Source organism: Propylenella binzhouense (genome assembly GCF_009866965.1).
In the GTDB taxonomy this organism is placed as follows: domain Bacteria; phylum Pseudomonadota; class Alphaproteobacteria; order Rhizobiales; family Afifellaceae; genus Propylenella; species Propylenella binzhouense.
Genome location: NZ_SPKJ01000017.1, coordinates 1 through 18530, shown reverse-complemented (window position 1 = coordinate 18530; position 18530 = coordinate 1). Strand labels below are relative to the sequence as shown.

The window sequence follows — 18530 nt, the reverse complement described above, 5'->3', positions numbered from 1 at the left end:
GAGGCACCGTGTTCCAGCACGTCGTCGAGGGCTTTCTGCTTGCAACGCAGTGGCCGGCCATCGGGTACATGGGGCTCGGGATCCTCCTCGGGACCTATTTCGGCGCCGTGCCGGGCCTCTCCGGCATTACGGGAATGGCGATCCTGCTGCCGTTCACCTTCGGCATGGACCCGGTCTCGGCATTCGCCTTCCTTCTCGGGATGTATGCCGTCACCACCACGAGCGACAGCATCCCGGCGATCCTGATCGGGGTGCCGGGGACCGCCGCCGCGCAGGCGTCGATCCTGGACGGCTACCCGCTCGCGAAGCGGGGGGAGGCGAGCCGGGCCTTCGGCATCGCCTTCACCTGCGCCGCCATCGGCGGCGTCATCGGCGCCTTCGTGATGGGGGTCTCGATCCCGATCATCCGGCCCCTCGTCATGGGATTCGCGAAGCCGGAATTCTTCGCCCTCGGGGTCCTCGCCCTCTGCATGGTGGGCGCCCTCAGCGGTTCGTCGATCGCCAAGGGCGTGCTCTCGGCCGGCCTCGGTCTCGTTCTCTCGATGGTCGGCTATTCCGAGCAGGCGGCGGTCCCGCGGTTCTGGCTGGGCCTTCCCGAGCTCCTCAACGGCATTCCCATGATCGCCATGGTGCTCGGCATCTTCGCCCTGCCGGAGGTCGTCTCGCTCACCCTGCGCGGCGGCTCGATCTCCGAGGTGCCGCCGTCCAAGGCAGGGGGGTTCCTGACCGGCATCAGGGACATCGTCCAGCACCGCTGGCTGACGCTCCGCGCCGCGCTGATCGGGGTCTATGTCGGGGCCCTGCCGGGATTGGGCGGCGCCATCGCCGACTGGATGGCCTACGGCCACGCCGTGCAGAGCGCCAAGGACAAGTCGCAGTTCGGCAAGGGCGACGTGCGCGGGCTCATCGCGCCCGAGGTCGCATCCAATTCCATCAAGGGCGGCGATTTGTTCCCCACGGTCGCCTTCGGCATTCCCGGCAGCGCGGCGATGGCGATCCTGCTCGGCGCGTTCCAGATCCAGGGCATGGCGCCCGGACCGGAGATGCTGACCCGGAATCTGTCGATCACGTACAGCTTCGTGTGGACGCTGGTGATCGCAAATATCATCGCGGCGATCGTGCTCTCCGCCTGGACCAAGCAGCTCCAGCGGATCGTCTTCATTCCCGGCTACATGGTCGTGCCGGCGATCCTCGTCTTCGTCTTCATGGGCGCGTGGAGCTCGGGGACGCAGATCAGCGACTGGGTCATCCTGCTTGTCTTCGGGATGTTCGGGACGGCGATGGTGGCGGCGGACTGGCCCCGCGCGCCGCTGGTGCTCGGCTTCGTCCTCGGCCCCATCATGGAGAACTCGCTCCACCTGAGCGTGAAGGCGTACGGCCTGTCCTGGCTCGGGCGCCCGATCGTGCTGGTCCTGGCCGCGATCACGCTCCTCACCCTGTTCCTGACGATCCGCAGGGCGCTCAAGTCGGGCGGCCCGCCCGAGCCTGCCGCGGGGGACCGGGGCGATCCGCGCATATCGCTCGGCGTCTCCTCGGTATTCGCGGCCGTGCTGCTCCTGGCGATCGTCCTTGCCTGGCACTGGCCGCCGGCCGTCAGCCGCTTTCCGCTCGCGATCGCGATCCCGACCTTCGTGGTGACGCTCATCGTCATCTTCCAGGATGCCCGGGCCGCCCTGCGGCGGGGTCGCTCCGGCGGAGGCGAGCCGTTCCCGTTCGCCACCCTCGGGCGCGGCGCGATGCTCTATGTCTGGCTCGCCGGGATCATCCTGGGCACGGTCCTCGTCGGGCAGCTGATCGCGCTCCCGGTCTTCGTGCTTCTGTTCCTGCTCGTCTGGGGCTCGGTTCGGTGGTGGGTCGCCGCCCTCTACGCGATCGGCTGCGCGCTGTTCCTCTACGTGACCTTCGACCAGATCGTCCACACGATCTGGTATCCAGCGCTTCTGCTCGGTTGAGCCATGCAGGCGGCTGACTGGCAGGCGGTGGACGTCGGGGGGGCGCGGATCTCGTACCGGGATGCCGGTTCGGGAGACGCCGTCGTGCTCGTGCACGGCATCGGCACGGACTGTGCCGTCTGGGACGAAGTCTTCGGGAGCCTCGCCTCGGAGCATCGCGTGATCGCCTGGAACGCGCCGGGCTACGGCGCGTCCGACCCGCTCCCGGACGCCTCGCCCGCGATCCGGGACTATTCACGCGCGCTCGCGGGGCTGCTCGCCGCGCTCGACCTCGGATCCGCCCATCTGGTCGGGCATTCGATCGGCGCGGCGATCGTCGCCGGGCTCTCCGCCTGTTCGGACCTCGCCGCGAAGAAGGTCGTGCTTCTCCATCCGGTCGCGGGTTTCGGCGGAAGGCCCTTCGAGGAGCGCGAAAGGCTGCGCAGGGCCCGCCTTGCCGAGGTCGAGAGCCTGGGAATGGCGGAATTCGCCGGCCGGCGCGGCCCCGGCATCCTCGGCAGCGGCCTCGACGCGGCGCGCCGGCGCGCCGCCGTCTCGAACATGGCCCGGGTCCCGGCGGGCGGCTACCTGCAGCTCTGGAACGCGCTTTGCGGCAGCGACCTCCACGCCGACCTGCCCCTGATCCGTTCCCCGGCCCTCGTCGTGGCCGGCGAGGAGGATCCCGTGGCGCCGGCCGCGAGCTGCCGCGAGATCGCCGCGGCCATTCCGGCCGCCTTCGAAATGGTCGGCCGCGTCGGGCACTCGCTGCCGGTGGAGGACCCTCTTCGGCTCGCAGCGATCCTGCGCCGCTTCCTGGGAGGATCGGATGATGGGCGCTGACGGATCTGTCGCTCTCCGGAAGGTCGGCCGGCCATGCCCCTGATCCTGGAGAAGCGGGGCCATGTCGGCCTGCTGACGCTCAGCCGGCCGGAGGCGCGCAACACCCTGACCGAGGCGATGTCCTCCGATCTCGTCGACCGTCTGGCGCAATGCGAGGAGGATGACGAGATCCGGTGCATCCTTCTGACGGGCGACGAGGCCGGCGGGGCGTTTTCCGCCGGCGCGGACATCCGCGACCCCGCCGCGCACAAAATCGACTCGGCCGCCGCCTTCATCCGGTCCGTGCCGAAGCGGAAGCGGCACCTCGTCGCCACGCTCGGCGGATTTCCCAAGCCGGCCGTGGCCGCCGTGAACGGCTACGCCATCGGAATCGCGGCGATCCTCACCCTTTGCTGCGACCTCGTGGTCGCGAGCGAGAAGGCGGAATGGCGGCTGCCGCAGACCGGCCTCGGCATCATTCCCGCGCATGGCGGCTCGGTGCGCGCGGCGCAATGGATGGGGCGCGGCAATGCGATGCGGCTCGCGCTCGGGTTTCCCATCGACGGGCAGGAGGCGTTCCGGATGGGCCTGGCGCAGTGGCTCGTCCCGCACGCCGAGCTCATGCCGAAGGCGCTCGAGATCGCGGGGCGCATCGCCGCGCAGCCGCCGCTGGCCACCCGCATGGTCAAGGAATCGATCGGCACCGGACTCGAGATGCCGAACGCGGAACTGGCGGGGCTCGCCGATGCCTACCGGTTCTTCGCGCTGGAGGGCACCGAGGACAAACAGGAAGGCCACGCAGCCTGGCGGGAGAGGCGGCCGCCCGAATTCGGAGGGCGCTGACGGCCCGCTCGGGACGGCATCGTCCGAAGCAAGATGATCACATAGGAGAAGCGCGATGCAGGACTACAAGTACGAGAACGTGCTGGTGAACATCCATGACGGGATCGCCTGGGTGACCCTCAACCGGCCGGACAAGCGCAACGCCATGAGCCCGGCCCTCCATTACGACATGGACGATGCGCTCGCCCGCCTGGAGACCGATCCCGACGCGGCGGTGATCGTGATCACGGGCGCGGGCGGCAATTTCAGCGCCGGGCAGGATCTGAAGAAGTTCTTCCGCGAGCTGGACAGCAACCCGGCCGAAAAGAAGAAGGCCGCCGAGGCGGCGAACCGCTGGCGCTGGGAGCGCATCTACAACTACCGAAAGCCGACCATCGCCATGGTGCACGGATATTGCGTCGGCGGCGCCTTCATGCAGCTCCTGGCCTGCGACTTCGCCATCGCCGCGAAGAGCGCGACGTTCTCGCTCTCGGAGGTCAATTGGGGAATCCTGCCCGGTGCGCTCGTCGCCAAGGTGGTCGCGGATGCGCTGCTGCCGCGGCATGCGATGTATTATGCGTGCCTCGGCGATGCGTTCGACGGAGACGAGGCGGCGCGCATCGGCCTCGTCAACTATGCGGTCCCGGATGGCGAGCTCGAGAAGGCGACCGAGGACCTCGCCGTCCGTCTCATGAAGAAGAGCCCGGAAGTGCTGCGCGCGACGAAGCAGGCCATGAGACATGTCCGCAGCATGGATTTCGCGCAGGCCTACGACTACCTCGCGGAGAAGGGGAAGGCCATCCGCGCCAACGACAAGGAAGATTCCTACAATACCGGCCTGCGGCAGTTCCTGGACGAGAAGATCTACAAGCCCACCTTCGAGCCGTTCCAGCGCGGCACGCTTCTCACGCACGGCGCGAAGAAGGCGGAAGCGTAGGGAGACGGACGCCGGGGCGAGGCCTGGACGGCGCGCTCGCCTGGGCCGCCCTGGCGGTTCGAGGCCCGGCTTCGCCTCGCGCCTCGCCCCGCGGCCATCGCCGGACTTGATCCGGCGATCCAGGAAGCGGCAGGTGCTCCAACAGGAAGCTGATGGAGGCCGCGTCGAGCCCGGCGTGACGACAGGAGACCTGCTCCTGTCGGGGCCGGGTCCGGACGGTCAGATCGCCAGGTACTGGTGGCGCAGATCGGCGTTGTCCAGGACCTCCTGCGCCGGTCCCTGGTAGGCGACGGTCCCCATGTCGAGGATGACGGCGCGATCGGCGAGCTGGAGGGCGGCGATCGCGTTCTGCTCCACGATGATGGTGGTGATGCCGATCCGCTTCACCTCCTGCAGGATCGATTCGATCTCGCGCACGATGGTCGGGGCGAGCCCCTCATAGGGCTCGTCCAGGAGGAGGAGCTTCAGGTCCCGGGCGAGCGCGCGGGCGACCGCGAGCATCTGCTGCTCGCCGCCCGACATCGTGATCGCGTCCTGCCGCCGCCGCTCGGCGAGCCGCGGGAAATGCTCGTATATCTGGGCGAGCGGCCAGCCGGGCCGCTCCGCCACCTGCGCCACGATGAGGTTCTGCTCCACCGTCAGGCCGGGAATGATGCGCCTGTCCTCCGGCACCAGCTGCACGCCCGCGCGCGCCGCCTCGTGCGTGCTCATCCGGTGGAGCGGCATGCCGCCGAGCCAGATCTCGCCGGATTTCAGCGACGGCTGGGCGGCGCGCGCGATCGTCCGCAGGGTCGAGGTCTTGCCGGCGCCGTTTCGCCCGAGCAGCGCGACGATCTCCTTCTCGCGGACCTCGAAGTCCACGCCCTGGACGATGTAGCTTTCGCCGTAATAGGCGTGAACGTCGCGGGCCGCGAAGAAGGGGGCGGGCGCCGATGCGACGGCATCGGCCGGACGGGCCTCAGCGGCAATCGTCATGTATGCGCTCCCCCGAGATAGGCTTCCTGCACGCGCGGATTGCCGCGGACCTCCTGCGGCGCGCCCTCGGCGATCACGGTTCCCTGGGCGAGCACCGTGATCCGTTCGGAAAGCGAGAACACGACGTGCATGTCGTGCTCGATGACGATCTTCGTCATGCCCTTGCGCGACAGGTGCTTCAGAAGCTCGATCGTGCTGTTGGTGTCGTGCCGCGACATGCCGGCGGTCGGCTCGTCGAGGAGCAGGAGCCGGGGCCTCGCCGCGAGGCAGAGCGCGAGTTCCAGCCGGCGCTTGTCGCCGCGGGAGAGATGCTGCGCCTCCGACCGCAGATGGCCGGCGAGGCCGACATCCACCAGATGCTCCTCGGCTTCCGCCATCACCGGATGGCCGGGCCTCAGCGATTCGAGGATTCTCAGCCCGAACTGGCCGTCACGCTTCGCGAGCGCCGCGATCGCGACGTTCTCGACGAGCGTCAGACCCGGAAAGATCTGCGGGGTCTGGAACACGCGGGCGATGCCCTTCTGGATGATGGTGTGCGGCGACAGGCCGCGAATCCGCTCGCCGGCATAGGTGATGGTGCCCTCGTCGGCCTCGATCAGCCCGATCAGCACGTTGAGGAGCGTCGACTTGCCGGCGCCGTTCGGCCCGATGATCGCGTGGATCGAGCCCTCCTGCACGGTGAGGTTCACGTCGTTGAGGGCGCGCAGCCCGCCGAAGCTCTTGGAGACGCCGCGCACTTCCAGGATGGGTGTCTTCATGGCGGTCATCGGGCCTCGGCCTCCTCTCGGTCGAGGCGGCGGCGGAGCCGGTCCTCGTCGGCCTCCGGGGCCATGTCGGGCACGTTGTAGCGCCGCGCGCGGATCCTGTGCCCGAGCGAGCGCCAGATCTGGCGCGCGAGATCGACGAAGCCGCCCGGCAGGAAGATCACCATGAAGACGAAGATCAGGCCGAGCACGAGCTTCCACTGCTCGCCGATGAAGCCCTGGATCACGTTCTCGAAGTAGAGCATGAACCCCGCCCCGAGTATCGGCCCGATGAGCGTGCCGACGCCCCCGATCACCGACATGATGACCACCTCGCCGGAAGTCGACCAGTAGATGTATTCGGTCGCGACATAGGGCTCGTAGATCACCGTGAGCGAGCCCGCGATCCCGGCATACATGGCCGAGATCACGAAGGCGGACATCTTGTAGGCGAAGACGTTCACGCCGGTATATTCCAGCCGCATCGGGTTCTCCTTGATCGCCCGGAGCATGAGCCCGAACGGCGAGCGGCGGATGACGAGGGCGGCGATGAAGCCCGCTACGAGAAAGGCCGAGGCGAAATAGAAGACGGTGAGACCCCGCATCGGCGAGCCGAGCAGGGTCGGCGTCGGCAGGCCGGTGAGGCCGTTATCGCCGCCGGTCCAGGCCTGGAGCGTGGAGGAGAGGATGAGCGCGTGCGCCATCTCCGCGAAGGCGAGCGTGAGAATCGAGAAGTAGATCCCCGAGCGTCGCAGCGTGAGGACGCCGATCACGAGCGCGATGACGAAAAGGCCCGCGAAGGATATCGCCATCGCCGGCACGATGTCCGACGTCAGGTGCTTCAGCGACAGTCCGGTGATGTAGGCCGCGGACCCGAAGAACGCGGCATGCCCGAAGGAGAGATAGCCGGTGAAGCCGAGCAGGATGTCGAAGCCGAGCGCGAAGATGGCCCAGATCACGATCTTGGTTGCGAGCGCCTCGTAGCCGGCGATCAGGACGAGCCACCACGGCATGGTGAGGACGACCAGCACGAACGCGCCGATGACGAGGAGATCGGTGCCCGTCACGAGTGCGGGCTGACGGGAGGCGGCGCGGGCATAGCCCGTGGCGAGGCCGGCCTCGGTGATGTTGCTCATTCGAAGATGCCCTTCTTTCCGAAGAGTCCGCGCGGCCGGATCAGGAGCACGACGACGGCGACGAGATAGACCACGATCTGCTGGAGCGCGGTGAGCGCCATCTTGGCCGTGGGGTCGCCGACGGCCGCCGCGAATCCGGTCGTGAAGCTCGAGGCCATGCCGAGCAGGAGGGCCGCGACCAGCGCGCCGAGCATCGAGCCCATCCCGCCGATGACGACGACGAGGAACGAGGGGACGAGGAGAGCCATGCCGACCGTCGGCGAGACCTGGGTGACGGGCCCGCCGAAGACGCCGGCTATGCCGGCGATCATGGCCCCGATCCCGAACAGGATCGAGAACCGGATGGTTACGTTCACGCCCAGGAAGCGCAGCATTTCCGGATCGCGCATGCCGGCGCGGAGGACGAGCCCGAAGCGGGTGAACTGCAGCAGCGCGAAGAGCGCGAAGATCGTGACGGCGGTCACGATGATGAGCAGGAGGCGCCAGGCCGGGAAGAAGGCGAAGCCCTCCAGGAAGGGCATCGGAACGCGGATGCCGGGGATCGCGGCCGGCACGTTCGCGCCGAGCCCGTAGAAGAGCACCTGCCCGGCGCCCCAGGAGGGCAGCGCGAACGGAATGTTGTTGGCCCCGAACATCCATTTCAGCACCTCCTCGACCACGATGGCGATGCCGAACGTGACGAGGATCTGGTCCGTGTGGGGACGCTGGTAGAAGAAGCGGATGAGCCCCCGCTCCATCGCGATGCCGAAGATGAAGAGGATGATCGGCACGAGCACGATGGCGAGGCCGAAGCCGAGGCTCTGGGCCGCGAAGACCGCGCAATAGGCGGCGATCAGGTAGAGCGCGCCGTGAGCGAAGTTCACGACCCCCAGAGTGCCGAAGATGAGCGTGAGGCCGAGCGCGATCAGCGCGTAGATCGCGCCGAGCTGCAGGCCCGTGAGCACCATCAGGAAGATGCTGTTGATGGTCATCGAAGTTCCGGACGATCAGCGCCGAGACGGAATGCCGGGTCCCCCGGCTCGCTGCGACAGGTAGGGGAAGCGCGGCCGCGGGCCGCGCTTCGTCCTCCGGGTCAGGCCGAGGGCTCGTAGGCTCCGAGCTGCGCGTCCTTTCCGCCGAACGCCGGAATGTCGGCCGGATAGGTCACCTCCTCGCGCGGAACCTGCTTCACGATCTTGAGCAGATCGTACTGGTTCTGGCGGTCGGACGGCGCCTTGCCTTCCACCACCAGGATGTCGTGGAAGCACTGATGGTCCTCGGCACGGTAGAGCGCCTTGCCCGGTCCGATTCCCTCGATCTCGGCTCCCTCGAGCGCCTTGATGACCTCGGGCGGATAGAAGGTGCCGGCCTGCTCGACCGCGTTCGAATAGAGCAGGGTCTGGACATAGGCGGTCTGCGCCGCCTGGGAGGGCGGGAATCCGTACTCGTCCGTGAACGCCTTGATGAAGGCCGCGCTGCCCGGGTCGTCGAGCTTCTCGTTGAAGTTCGCCGTGCCGAGCACGCCGGCGATGTTGTCGCCCGCGCCCTTGGCCATCAACTCGGAATAGAGCGGGACGACGACCTCGATGTTCCTGCCGTTCTTCTGCATGTCGCGCATGCCGAACTGCACCGCCTGGGTGAGCGAGTTCACCATGTCCTTGCCGTAGTGGTTGAGGATGAGCACGTCGGCGTCGGAATTGATGGCGGCGGTCAGGTACTGCGAGAAGTCCGGAGCGCCGAGCGGCGTCATGATGTTGTTGACGGTCGTCCAGCCCTGCTTCTCGGTCGCGTCCCTGATCGATTCGTACTGCGTGTGGCCCCAGGTGTAGTCGGCGGTGAGGTGGAAGGCGCGGCGGTCCTTGCCATAGCGTTCCGCAAGGATCGGCCCGAGCGCGATGCCGGACTGATAGGCGTTGAAGAAGTGGCGGAAGCCGTAGCGGCGGCGGTCCTTCCCGGTCGTGTCGTTGGAATGCGTGAGCGCGTCCATGAAGATCACGCCCTTGTCCTGGGCGAGATATTGCTGCGCGACCGCGACCGCCGAGGACGAGCCGCCCGAGAACATGATGACCTTGTCGCGCTCGATCGCGCGCTGCGCCGCCTGGCGGGCCGCATCAGGATTGGTCTGCGTGTCGCCGGTGACGTATTCGACCTTCTTCCCGAGCACGCCGTTGCCCTTGAGCGAGAGCGGCTTCATGGTCTCCAGCATGCCGCCGCCGCCGTTCAGGTGCTTGACCGCCAGCTGGTAGGCGCGCAGCTCGTCGGCGCCCTCGTCGGCATAGGCGCCGGTCTGCGGCACGATGAAGCCGTATTTGACGGAGCTTCCGCTGGTGCCGGCGGGAAAGGTGCCGATGGCCTTCTCCTGCGCCCAGGCGCCACGCACGAAATGGAGCGGTGCGGCGAGGACGAGCGAGGTCGCCGCGCCGGCCTTGAGCAGCCCTCTACGAGTGAGGTGTTTGTCGGTGAGCTTCATGAATTCCTCCCGCGGGGGTGAATGCGGTCCGGCGAGCCGCGGAGCTGTTCTGCCGGTTCTTGGTCCGGATGTCGGACCGGCAGAGAGTAAAGGGGCATCCGGGCGGGTTCCAGAAGCGACAGCTCCCGCAGCAAACATTTGTAAAGACGCCGGCATTCGTGGAGGCCAGCTGTAAAGCCTGAAAATCGGCGCGCTCTTCGATCGGCTCCCCGGGCAGGCGCCGCCGCCGCCTCGGACGCCCTCGCACGCGGGCGTCGAGCGCGCCGGCAGCGGAGTAAAAGCAGCCTGTGACGGCCCGGCCAACCGGTTGATTCGAACCACCAAACCAGTAAACTCGGGCGGAAAATCGAGCCTCGAAGGCCGGAGGGAGGGGAGATGGCGCGGGTGCCCGTGGGCTACCGCCTGCGCGAGTGCCGGCGCAAGCGCGGCATCACGCAGGCCGCGCTTGCGGCCGAGATCGGGATCTCCGCGAGCTATCTGAACCTCATCGAGCACGGCAAGCGCGAGGTTGCCGGACGGCTCCTCAACCGCCTCGCCGCCGCGCTCGATCTCGATCTCGCCGATCTGACCGGAGCCGAGGCGTCGCGCCTGGTCCAGGATCTCACGGAGATCTCCGCCGACCCGCTGGTGCAGGACCTCGGCATCGACCAGGCCGGCGCGCAGGAGATCGTCGGACGGCAACCGGAATGGGGCCGCGCTCTGGTGCGCCTGCACCGCTCCTATCACCGTGCGAGCGCGCTCTCGGAGATGCTGTCCGACCGGCTCACGCATGACGCCACGCTGCTCCAGGCGAGCCACGAGCTCCTGACGCGGATGACCTCCGTCCGTTCGTTCGCGGAGATCCTGAGCGAGCATGACGAGCTCGATCCCGGCCGCCGCCGCCGCTTCACCGCGCTGCTCGCCGAGGAGAGCGGCAAGCTCGGCGCGATCGCCAAGGCGCTGTTCGAGCGGCTCAGCGATTTCGGCGACAGCGGTCGCCCGAGCACGCCGGCGGAGGAGGTCGACGACTTCATCATCGATCGGCAGAACTATTTTCCGGAGCTGGAGGGGGCGGCGGAGAAGATCGGCCATACGCGCGGCGGTCTTGCGGCCTGGCTGGCCCACCGCCACGGCGTCAGCGTGGTGCCGGCGTCGTTCGACCACGCTGCGCCGCGCGGCCTCTACGACCGCGACGCGCGCCTGTTCCACGCGCCCGCCGCGATGGCGCCCTCGACGCTCCGCTTCCAGCTCGCGCGCATCGCGATCATGCTCGAGGACACCGGCACCATCCGGAGCCTGGCGGAGGATCCGCGGCTCACCACCCAGGAGGCGCGCGAGCGCGCCGTCGGGGCGCTCTACAGCTACGGCGCCGGCGCGCTGCTCTTTCCCTACGACGCCTTCCGCGAAGCCGCGGAACGGGTGCGCTACGACGTCGACAGCCTGGCCGGCCTGTTCGGCGGCAGCATCGAGCAGATCTGCCACCGTCTCGTGACCCTTCGCCGCCCCGAGGCCGAGGGCGTGCCCTTCGCCTTCATGCGCGTCGATCCGGCCGGCAACATCTCGAAGCGGTTCAGCCTCCCGGCCCTGCAATTGCCGCGCTACGGCGGGGCCTGCCCGCTCTGGCCCGTCTACGGCGCGCTCCGGAACCCCGGATCGGTCCTGACGCAGCGCGTGCGGCTGCCGGACGGCCGGGAGTTCCTCTTCATCGCGCGGGTGACGACCAAGCCGGCCGCCGCCTTCGGAGCCCCGGCCGAAACGCACAGCATCCTGATCGCCTGCGACGCCGCCGCGGCCCGGCGCGTCGTCTATGGCGACGCGACCGCCGGTCCGCCGCTCGAAACGGGGATAAACTGCCATCTCTGCCCGCGGCCCGGCTGTCCCCAGCGGGCCTTTCCCTCGATCCTCGCCGCCCAGGCCGGTCCGTGAGCGTGAACGTCGCACGGCCGGAGACCCGCGGCGCCGGTCCCGCCCCGGCGGCAGTTGCGGCGCAGCCGTGCGGCGTCAGCCATTCGGATGCTGGCCTCGGGCCGCAAAACCGGTAAACTTCGCGGAAACGGCACCGGAACAGCGAGTGCCGGGGGGAGACGCGTGCGTCCGCTGGTGCTGATCGCAGAAGACGAGCCGTATATCGTCGAGTCGCTCACGTTCCTCATCGAGCGTGCGGGTCTCGAGGTCTCGGTCGCCAGGGACGGCGCACTCGCACTGCAGGCGATCCGAAACCTCCGGCCGGCGGCGGTGATCCTCGACATCATGCTGCCGGAAGAGAGCGGGCTCGAGGTCCTGCGGCACGTCAAGGGCAATCCCGTCCTTCGCGCCACGCCGATCCTCGTGCTGACGGCGCGCGGCCAGGAGAACGACCGGCGGATGGCGCTCGCGCTCGGCGCCGACGCGTTCGTGACGAAGCCCTTCTCCAACCGCGACGTGGTCGAGCAGACCCTCGCACTGGTCGGCCGGTCCGACCGGCCCGCCCAGGGGCCGCCCCGATGAGGGAGCGGCGCCTCCACGAATTCGCGTTCCTGCTGCCGTGGCTGGGCGTCTTCCTGACCACGCCGCCGACGATCCTCGCACTCGCGTCCTGGTCGAGGGCCGCAGGGTTTCCGGTCTTCATCGTCTACATCTTCGCAGTCTGGGCGATGCTCATCGCCGCAGCCTTCCTGCTCGCGCGCCGGCTGCCCTGGAGCGACGAGCGGCAGGGCGCGGATGCGCCCCTCTCCGGACGCGACGGCGCGAACGGCTGAGCGCGCCATGCTCACCCCGGGCGTCGTCCTCGCCATCTCGGGGCTCTATCTCGCGCTCCTCTTCGTGCTCGCCTTCGCGACCGACCGGATGGCCGCGAACGGCCGCGCCAAGCTCATCAGGTCCCCGGTCGTCTACACGCTGTCGCTGACGGTCTACTGCACGTCATGGACCTTCTACGGCGCCGTCGGCTCGGCCGCGCGCAACGGCGCCGAGTTCGCCACGATCTATCTCGGGCCGACCCTCGTCTTCGCCGGCGCCTTCTTCCTGCTCCGCAAGCTCGTGCGCATCTCGAAGACGCACCGCATCACCTCGATCGCGGACTTCATCTCCTCGCGGTACGGGAAGAGCACGCGCGTCGCCGCGATCGTGACGCTGATCGCGCTTGTCGGGACGACGCCCTACATCGCCCTCCAGCTCAAATCCGTGGCGACGAGCCTCGACATCCTGACCGTCGGCAAGACCCTCGTCTCGGCCGAGGCGCACGGCATTTTCGGCGACACGGCGTTCTGGGTGGCCGCCTCCATGGCCGCCTTCGTCATCATCTTCGGCACCCGGAACATCGGCGCGGACGAGCACCATCCGGGCGTGGTCGCGGCGATCGCCTTCGAATCGCTCGTGAAGCTCGCCGCGCTCGTCGCCGTCGGGCTGTTCGTCGTGATCGGGCTCAAGTCGGCCGGCCCCGATTATTCCGGGCCGGTCTGGCTCGATCCGGCGCTCCGGGGGACGCCGCCCTTCTCCGCCGGCGATCCGTCGCGCTGGACGACCATGCTCTTCCTCGCCGCGGCGGCGATCGTCTGCCTGCCGCGGCAGTTCCAGGTGGCGGTGGTGGAGGTCACCGACGAGCGCCATCTGCGGACGGCAAGCTGGCTCTTTCCCCTCTACATGCTGCTCATCAGCTTCTTCACGGTCCCGATCGCGGTCGCCGGCCTCGGGATCGTCGGACCCGACCGCAACCCCGATCTCTACGTCCTCACGGTGCCCCTCCAGGCCGGCAGCGACCTCCTCGCGCTCGCCGCCTTCATCGGCGGCTTCTCGTCGGCGACGTCGATGGTGATCGTCGCCTGCATTGCGCTCTCGATCATGATCTCCAACCACATGGTCATGCCGCTCCTGCTCCGGAGCCGGCGCCTCGACCTGCACCAGGCCCGCGACCTGACGGGGCTCCTGCTCGCGATCCGGCGGGTCTCGATCGTCCTCATCCTGTCGCTCGGCTTCTTCTACTACCGGTTCGGCGCCCAGTCGGACGCGCTCGCCGCGATCGGGCTCATCTCCTTCGCGGCCGCGGCGCAGCTCCTTCCCGCGATGGTCGGCGGCATCTACTGGCGCGGCGGGACGGAACAGGGGGCGGTCGCGGGGCTTCTCGCGGGCTTCGTCGTCTGGGCGTACACGCTGCTCCTGCCGAGCCTCGTCCGGGTCGGGGGCGCCATGCCCGGGCTCCTGACCGACGGCCCCTTCGGGATCGCCTTCCTGCGGCCGGAGGCGCTCTTCTACCTCGACGGCTGGGGGTCCATCCAGCACGCGCTGTTCTGGAGCCTGTCGCTCAATGTCGGCGCCTATGTCTTCGTCTCGCTCGCCTCCGTCCCGAAGCCGCTGGAGCGCCTCCAGAGCGCGCTCTTCGTCGACGCCTTCGGCGAGTCGCCCCGGCGCACCTCGCGCGCCTGGACGGGAGACACGGCGGTGGAGGACCTGATGGCGCTCGCCCGCCGCATCGTCGGCCCGGAACGCGCCTACCGCGTGTTCCGCGACTATGCCGAGAGCGAGAAGCACGATCTGCGGGAGCTCGTCGCCGACGCGCGCCTGATCTCGTTCGTGGAGCGCCAGCTGGCCGGCTCGATCGGCGCGGCCTCCGCGCGCGTGCTGGTCTCGCGCGTCGCCGGCGGCGAGACGATCAGCCTGGACGAGGTGATCACCATCCTCGACGAGACGCAGCAGGCGATCGAATATGGCAGGCAGCTCGAGCAGAAATCCTCCGAGCTCGAGGCCGTGGCGGTCCAGCTCCGGCTCGCCAATGCCCGGCTGAAGGAGATCGACACGATCAAGGACGAGTTCCTGAGCCATGTCAGCCATGAGCTCAGGACGCCGATGACCTCGATCCGCTCCTTCGCGGAAGTGCTCCTGGAAGGCGACCGGCTGTCGCCCCAGCAGCGCGACCGCTTCGCCCGGATCATCTACGAGGAGAGCCAGCGGCTCACCCGGCTCCTCGACGAGATCCTGGACCTCAACCGGCTGCAGCGCGGCGACCACGACCTGAAGCAGGCGCGGATCGACCCGGCGACGACGGCGCACGAGGCGGTCGCCGCGATGACCGGCTTCGCGTTCCAGCACGGGATCGATCTCCGCGACGAGGTGCCGGACCGGCTCGGTCCCGTCCTGTCCGATCCCGACCGGCTGAAGCAGGTCCTGATCAACCTCGTGCACAACGCGATCAAGTTCAACGACAGCGCCGGCGGCCATGTCCGCGTCTCGGGGAGCGTGCGGGCGGACCGGGTGGTGCTGCGGGTCGAGGACGACGGACCCGGCGTCTCCGAGCGCGACCGCGCCCGCATCTTCGAGAAGTTCGTGCGCGGCTCCAGCGGCAGGGAGGGCAGCGGACTGGGCCTTGCCATCTCCAAGCAGATCCTGGAGGCGCATGGCGGCGGCATCTCGGTCCATCCGGCGGCCGCGCGCGGCGCCGTGTTCGAGATCGACCTTCCGCTCGCAGGCGCGGAGCCTCCGGCCGCGCCGGCCGAGACCGCGATCCGGCCGGCCCTGAAGGGCGAACATGCCTGACCGCGCCTGACCGGCCGCGCCCCGGGCTTGCCCACTGCCGGGACAGGGGCGCGCCGCCATGGCTCGGCCTTTAACCTCCCCCTTGCGGGGAGGTCGAAAGCGGCTGGCGCCGCTTTCGGGAGGGGGTCCAACCGGTGCGACTGGCCCGGCCTGTGCGGAAGGACCGGGCATCCGTTCGCGCCGCCGCAGGAATGGCGGTGCGCATCGCGAGCTGTCGAGCGCCGTCCGGTCCATGCGGTCCGGCCCCCCTCCCGAGATTTCCGTCGCGTTCCGCTCCGAAATCTCGACCTCCCCGCAAGGGGGGGTTGACGCCGCGGCAGCCGGCTCGGCCCGAGGCGCCGCCTCGGGGACGCCGATGACGCGCGGAGCGCCCGCACCGATTACTGGGCTACAGCGGAGTGCCGATCAGCCGCTCGTATTCGCCGCGCACAAGGGCGTAGCAGGGGCAGGCCGATCGCTCGAGCCCGGCCCGGTCGAGGATCGAGACGATGCCGCGCGAATAGCGGATCAGTCCCATCCGCTGCAGCGCGCCGGCCGCGTTCGTGACCGTCGGACGCTGCACGCCGAGCAGCTGCGCGAGGAATTCCTGCGTGAGCCGGAACGTGTCCTCGTGCGTGCGGTCGTGGCACATCAGCAGCCAGCGGGCGCAGCGCTGCTCGACCAGATGCATGCGATGACAGGCCGAGCCCTGCGCGATCTGCGTGATGAGCGCGAGCACGTAGCGGTGGAGCTGGCGCGAAAGCGTCGGACATTCGTCAACGAGCGCCAGGAACTCGGCCGCGCCCATCGCGGACGCTTCGCCCGGCACCTGCACGATCGTGGTGCCGAGCCAGGATTGCGCGCAGAGCACGAGCGGGAAGCCGACGAAGCCCTCCGGGCCGATCGCGGCCGTGCCCACGAGCCCGTCCAGCCCCGGGTGGCTCACGATCGAAACCAAGCCGGAATGGGGGAACCAGACGGTCTCGATCGCTGTTCCGGCGTCGTAGAGGATTGTTCCCGGAATGAGCGGCGCCGGCTGCAGCCGCCGCAGCACCGCGACGAACTCCGCCGGCGGAAGCGTGCTCAGAAGGCGGTTCGGGTGGAGTTGCCGTTCCATGACACCGTGCCAGCTCCTCCCGTGCGAATCGTACAAATGTAACACACATGACAGACGCGCATTGACGTATGTCAGATAGGATACATAACCCTACCTGAATGCAGCAGCCGAGGTGCCATGATGCGGCATGTGACTGACTGCGCCTCCGGAACCGGGCGCGACCTGCCCCCCTACCGCCTGCCGGCCGGGGATCGCCGCCATGGCACGGCGCGCATGCACCGACAAGGCGGAGCGGGCCGGTTGGCAGCCGCGCTTCTTCTCGGCGCATCGCTCGTCCTCGGTCCGATCGCGGCCGGAGAGGCCGCCGCCCAGCAGGGCGACCTCGAGGCGCTCTCGAAGGACCCGGCCCAATGGGTGATGCCGGGCAAGAACTACGCGTCCACCCGCTACAGCGAGCTCGACCAGATCAATACCGGCAATGCCGGCCGGCTGCAGGTCGCCTGGACCTTCTCGGTCGGCGCCGACCGCGGCCAGGAGGCGGCGCCGATCGTGGTCGACGGGATGATGTACGTGGTCGGACCCTATGCGGGGCCGCATCCGGGCTCCGTCTTCGCGCTCGACGCGACCACCGGCGAGCTGAAATGGACCTACTCGCCGAAGCCGAACCTCTCCGCGCAGGGCGTCGCCTGCTGCGACGTGGTCAATCGCGGCGCGGCCTACGACAACGGCAAGATCTTCTACAACACGCTCGACAACCACACCGTCGCGCTCGACGCCAAGACGGGCAAGGAGGTCTGGGTCAAGCAGCTCGGCGACATCTCGCGCGGCGAGACGATGACCATGGCTCCCCTCGTCGTGAAGGGGAAGGTCCTCGTCGGCAACAGCGGCGGCGAAATGGGCGTGCGCGGCTGGCTGACCGCACTCGACGAGAATACCGGCGAGATCGTCTGGCGCGCCTATTCGACCGGGCCCGACAAGGACGTGCTCATCGGGCCGGACTTCAAGCCTTTCTACGACTTCATGAAGGGCGAGGATCTCGGCGTGAAGTCGTGGCCGCCGGACCATTGGCAGCATGGCGGCGGCACGGTGTGGGGCTGGATCTCCTACGATCCGGAGCTCGACCTCATCTTCTACGGGACCGCCAATCCCGGGCCCTGGAACTCGAACCAGCGGCCGGGCGACAATCTCTGGACGACGACCATCTTCGCGCGCGATCCGGACACGGGGCAGGCGAAATGGGCCTACCAGACCAGCCCCCACGATCTCTGGGACCATGACGGCATCAACGAGCTCGTCCTGACCGAGCTTCAGATCGACGGCAAGCCCCGCAAGGTGGCGATCCGGCCCGGGCGGACCGGCTACATGTACGTCATCGACCGCGCGACCGGGGAGGTGATCTCGGCGAAGGCCTATGACGACGTCACCGCCTATAAGGGCGTCGACCTGAAGACCGGCCGGATCATCCCGAACGAGGCGCTCCATCCGACCCTCGGGAAGACCATCGAGGACATCTGTCCGGCCGCGCCGGGCGCGAAGGACTGGCAGCCCACGGCGTGGTCGCCGCGCACCGGGCTCCTCTACGTGCCGCACCAGCATCTCTGCATGAACATGAAGACGGTCGAGGTCGGCTACATCGCCGGCACGCCCTATCTCGGCGCCGAGGCGGACATGTATGCCGGGCCCGGCGGACATCGCGGCGAGTTCATGGCGTGGGACCCGGTCCGGCAGGAGAAGGTCTGGTCCATCAAGGAGAACCTGCCGGTCTGGAGCGGCGCGCTGGCGACCGCCGGCGACGTCGCCTTCTACGGCACCATGGACCGCCTCTTCAAAGCCGTGGACGCGCGCACCGGCGAGGTGCTCTGGCAGTTCCGCACGCCCTCGGGGATCATCGGCCAGCCGACCACCTATCAGGGCAGAGACGGCCGGCAATATGTCGCGATCCTTTCCGGCATCGGCGGCTGGTCGGGCGCCGTCGCCACCGCCGAGCTCGACCCGCGGGTGCGCAACGGCGCGCTCGGCTTCGTCGGCGCTACGCAGGACCTTCCGGCCTATACCAGGGGCGGCAGCACGCTCCTCGTCTTCGCGCTGCCCGAGGCGGGCGGGGGAGCCGGCGGCGGCCCGGCCGCGCCCGCGCGGCCAGCGACGGGAGGCACCGATGCGCCGGCGCAGTGACGGGCGGCTTATGGCAGGCGGGC

At 68.9% G+C, this 18530-nt stretch carries 15 protein-coding genes; 9 read left to right on the top strand and 6 right to left on the bottom strand.

Going from position 1 to position 18530, the window contains the following annotated elements; translation table 11 throughout:
• Window positions 1-8: 8 nt before the first annotated feature.
• From E4O86_RS07565 to E4O86_RS07550, 4 genes are read left to right on the top strand one after another with little or no spacing between them, the layout of a single operon-like run.
• On the top strand, window positions 9-1952 hold the full coding sequence (locus tag E4O86_RS07565) for a tripartite tricarboxylate transporter permease (RefSeq protein WP_161139920.1): 1944 nt from the start codon (window positions 9-11) through the stop codon (window positions 1950-1952).
• Between the two features lie 3 nt (window positions 1953-1955).
• Window positions 1956-2771, top strand: a complete 816-nt coding sequence (locus tag E4O86_RS07560) for an alpha/beta fold hydrolase (protein WP_161139919.1) — start codon at window positions 1956-1958, stop codon at window positions 2769-2771.
• 33 nt (window positions 2772-2804) lie between these two features.
• Window positions 2805-3593, top strand: a complete 789-nt coding sequence (locus E4O86_RS07555; RefSeq protein ID WP_161139918.1) for an enoyl-CoA hydratase/isomerase family protein — start codon at window positions 2805-2807, stop codon at window positions 3591-3593.
• Window positions 3594-3648: 55 nt separating this feature from the next.
• On the top strand, window positions 3649-4509 hold the full coding sequence (locus E4O86_RS07550) for a p-hydroxycinnamoyl CoA hydratase/lyase (protein ID WP_161139917.1): 861 nt from the start codon (window positions 3649-3651) through the stop codon (window positions 4507-4509).
• Window positions 4510-4728: 219 nt separating this feature from the next.
• Here E4O86_RS07550 and E4O86_RS07545 read toward each other — a convergent pair whose 3' ends face one another.
• The 5 genes from E4O86_RS07545 to E4O86_RS07525 all read right to left on the bottom strand — a co-directional run bounded on the left by E4O86_RS07545 (window position 4729) and on the right by E4O86_RS07525 (window position 9812).
• On the bottom strand, window positions 4729-5484 hold the full coding sequence (locus E4O86_RS07545; RefSeq protein WP_161139916.1) for an ABC transporter ATP-binding protein: 756 nt from the start codon (window positions 5482-5484) through the stop codon (window positions 4729-4731).
• Entirely contained in the window at window positions 5481-6251 is a 771-nt protein-coding gene (locus tag E4O86_RS07540; RefSeq protein WP_205520762.1) for an ABC transporter ATP-binding protein, read from the bottom strand. Before E4O86_RS07540 ends, E4O86_RS07545 begins: the two co-directional genes overlap by 4 nt.
• Window positions 6248-7363, bottom strand: a complete 1116-nt coding sequence (locus E4O86_RS07535) for a branched-chain amino acid ABC transporter permease (RefSeq protein WP_161139915.1) — start codon at window positions 7361-7363, stop codon at window positions 6248-6250. The genes E4O86_RS07540 and E4O86_RS07535 overlap by 4 nt, the downstream gene beginning before the upstream one ends.
• Window positions 7360-8328 carry a branched-chain amino acid ABC transporter permease gene (locus E4O86_RS07530; protein WP_425500115.1) on the bottom strand — a complete coding sequence of 323 codons (969 nt, stop codon included), beginning with the start codon at window positions 8326-8328 and terminating at the stop codon, window positions 7360-7362. Before E4O86_RS07530 ends, E4O86_RS07535 begins: the two co-directional genes overlap by 4 nt.
• Window positions 8329-8435: 107 nt before the next feature.
• Complete coding sequence (locus tag E4O86_RS07525; protein ID WP_161139913.1) at window positions 8436-9812, bottom strand: substrate-binding protein; 1377 nt, start codon at window positions 9810-9812, stop codon at window positions 8436-8438.
• A gap of 375 nt (window positions 9813-10187) precedes the next feature.
• Here E4O86_RS07525 and E4O86_RS07520 point away from each other — a divergent pair, with 375 nt between their 5' ends.
• From E4O86_RS07520 to E4O86_RS07505, 4 genes are all read left to right on the top strand, one after another.
• Window positions 10188-11717: a helix-turn-helix domain-containing protein gene (locus E4O86_RS07520; protein ID WP_161139912.1), complete on the top strand. Its 1530-nt coding sequence runs from the start codon at window positions 10188-10190 to the stop codon at window positions 11715-11717.
• Between the two features lie 162 nt (window positions 11718-11879).
• Entirely contained in the window at window positions 11880-12278 is a 399-nt protein-coding gene (locus E4O86_RS07515) for a response regulator (protein ID WP_161139911.1), read from the top strand.
• Window positions 12275-12529: a hypothetical protein gene (locus tag E4O86_RS07510; protein WP_161139910.1), complete on the top strand. Its 255-nt coding sequence runs from the start codon at window positions 12275-12277 to the stop codon at window positions 12527-12529. Before E4O86_RS07515 ends, E4O86_RS07510 begins: the two co-directional genes overlap by 4 nt.
• Window positions 12530-12536: 7 nt before the next feature.
• Window positions 12537-15299 carry an ATP-binding protein gene (locus tag E4O86_RS07505; protein WP_161139909.1) on the top strand — a complete coding sequence of 921 codons (2763 nt, stop codon included), beginning with the start codon at window positions 12537-12539 and terminating at the stop codon, window positions 15297-15299.
• Window positions 15300-15687: 388 nt separating this feature from the next.
• Here E4O86_RS07505 and E4O86_RS07500 read toward each other — a convergent pair whose 3' ends face one another.
• Window positions 15688-16395 carry a Crp/Fnr family transcriptional regulator gene (locus E4O86_RS07500; protein WP_161139908.1) on the bottom strand — a complete coding sequence of 236 codons (708 nt, stop codon included), beginning with the start codon at window positions 16393-16395 and terminating at the stop codon, window positions 15688-15690.
• Window positions 16396-16608: 213 nt separating this feature from the next.
• Here E4O86_RS07500 and E4O86_RS07495 point away from each other — a divergent pair, with 213 nt between their 5' ends.
• Window positions 16609-18507 (top strand): methanol/ethanol family PQQ-dependent dehydrogenase, encoded by a 1899-nt coding sequence (locus E4O86_RS07495; RefSeq protein WP_161139948.1) that lies wholly within the window; start codon window positions 16609-16611, stop codon window positions 18505-18507.
• Window positions 18508-18530: the final 23 nt, after the last annotated feature.

Bases quoted from the DNA above. Each gene is read 5' to 3' on its own strand.
- E4O86_RS07560 (WP_161139919.1), top strand. From the start codon at position 1,956: ATGCAGGCGGCTGACTGGCAGGCGGTGGACGTCGGGGGGGCGCGGATC.
- E4O86_RS07555 (WP_161139918.1), top strand. From the start codon at position 2,805: ATGCCCCTGATCCTGGAGAAGCGGGGCCATGTCGGCCTGCTGACGCTC.
- E4O86_RS07550 (WP_161139917.1), top strand. From the start codon at position 3,649: ATGCAGGACTACAAGTACGAGAACGTGCTGGTGAACATCCATGACGGG.
- E4O86_RS07545 (WP_161139916.1), bottom strand. From the start codon at position 5,484: ATGACGATTGCCGCTGAGGCCCGTCCGGCCGATGCCGTCGCATCGGCG.
- E4O86_RS07540 (WP_205520762.1), bottom strand. From the start codon at position 6,251: ATGACCGCCATGAAGACACCCATCCTGGAAGTGCGCGGCGTCTCCAAG.
- E4O86_RS07535 (WP_161139915.1), bottom strand. From the start codon at position 7,363: ATGAGCAACATCACCGAGGCCGGCCTCGCCACGGGCTATGCCCGCGCC.
- E4O86_RS07525 (WP_161139913.1), bottom strand. From the start codon at position 9,812: ATGAAGCTCACCGACAAACACCTCACTCGTAGAGGGCTGCTCAAGGCC.
- E4O86_RS07520 (WP_161139912.1), top strand. From the start codon at position 10,188: ATGGCGCGGGTGCCCGTGGGCTACCGCCTGCGCGAGTGCCGGCGCAAG.
- E4O86_RS07510 (WP_161139910.1), top strand. From the start codon at position 12,275: ATGAGGGAGCGGCGCCTCCACGAATTCGCGTTCCTGCTGCCGTGGCTG.
- E4O86_RS07505 (WP_161139909.1), top strand. From the start codon at position 12,537: ATGCTCACCCCGGGCGTCGTCCTCGCCATCTCGGGGCTCTATCTCGCG.
- E4O86_RS07500 (WP_161139908.1), bottom strand. From the start codon at position 16,395: ATGGAACGGCAACTCCACCCGAACCGCCTTCTGAGCACGCTTCCGCCG.
- E4O86_RS07495 (WP_161139948.1), top strand. From the start codon at position 16,609: ATGCACCGACAAGGCGGAGCGGGCCGGTTGGCAGCCGCGCTTCTTCTC.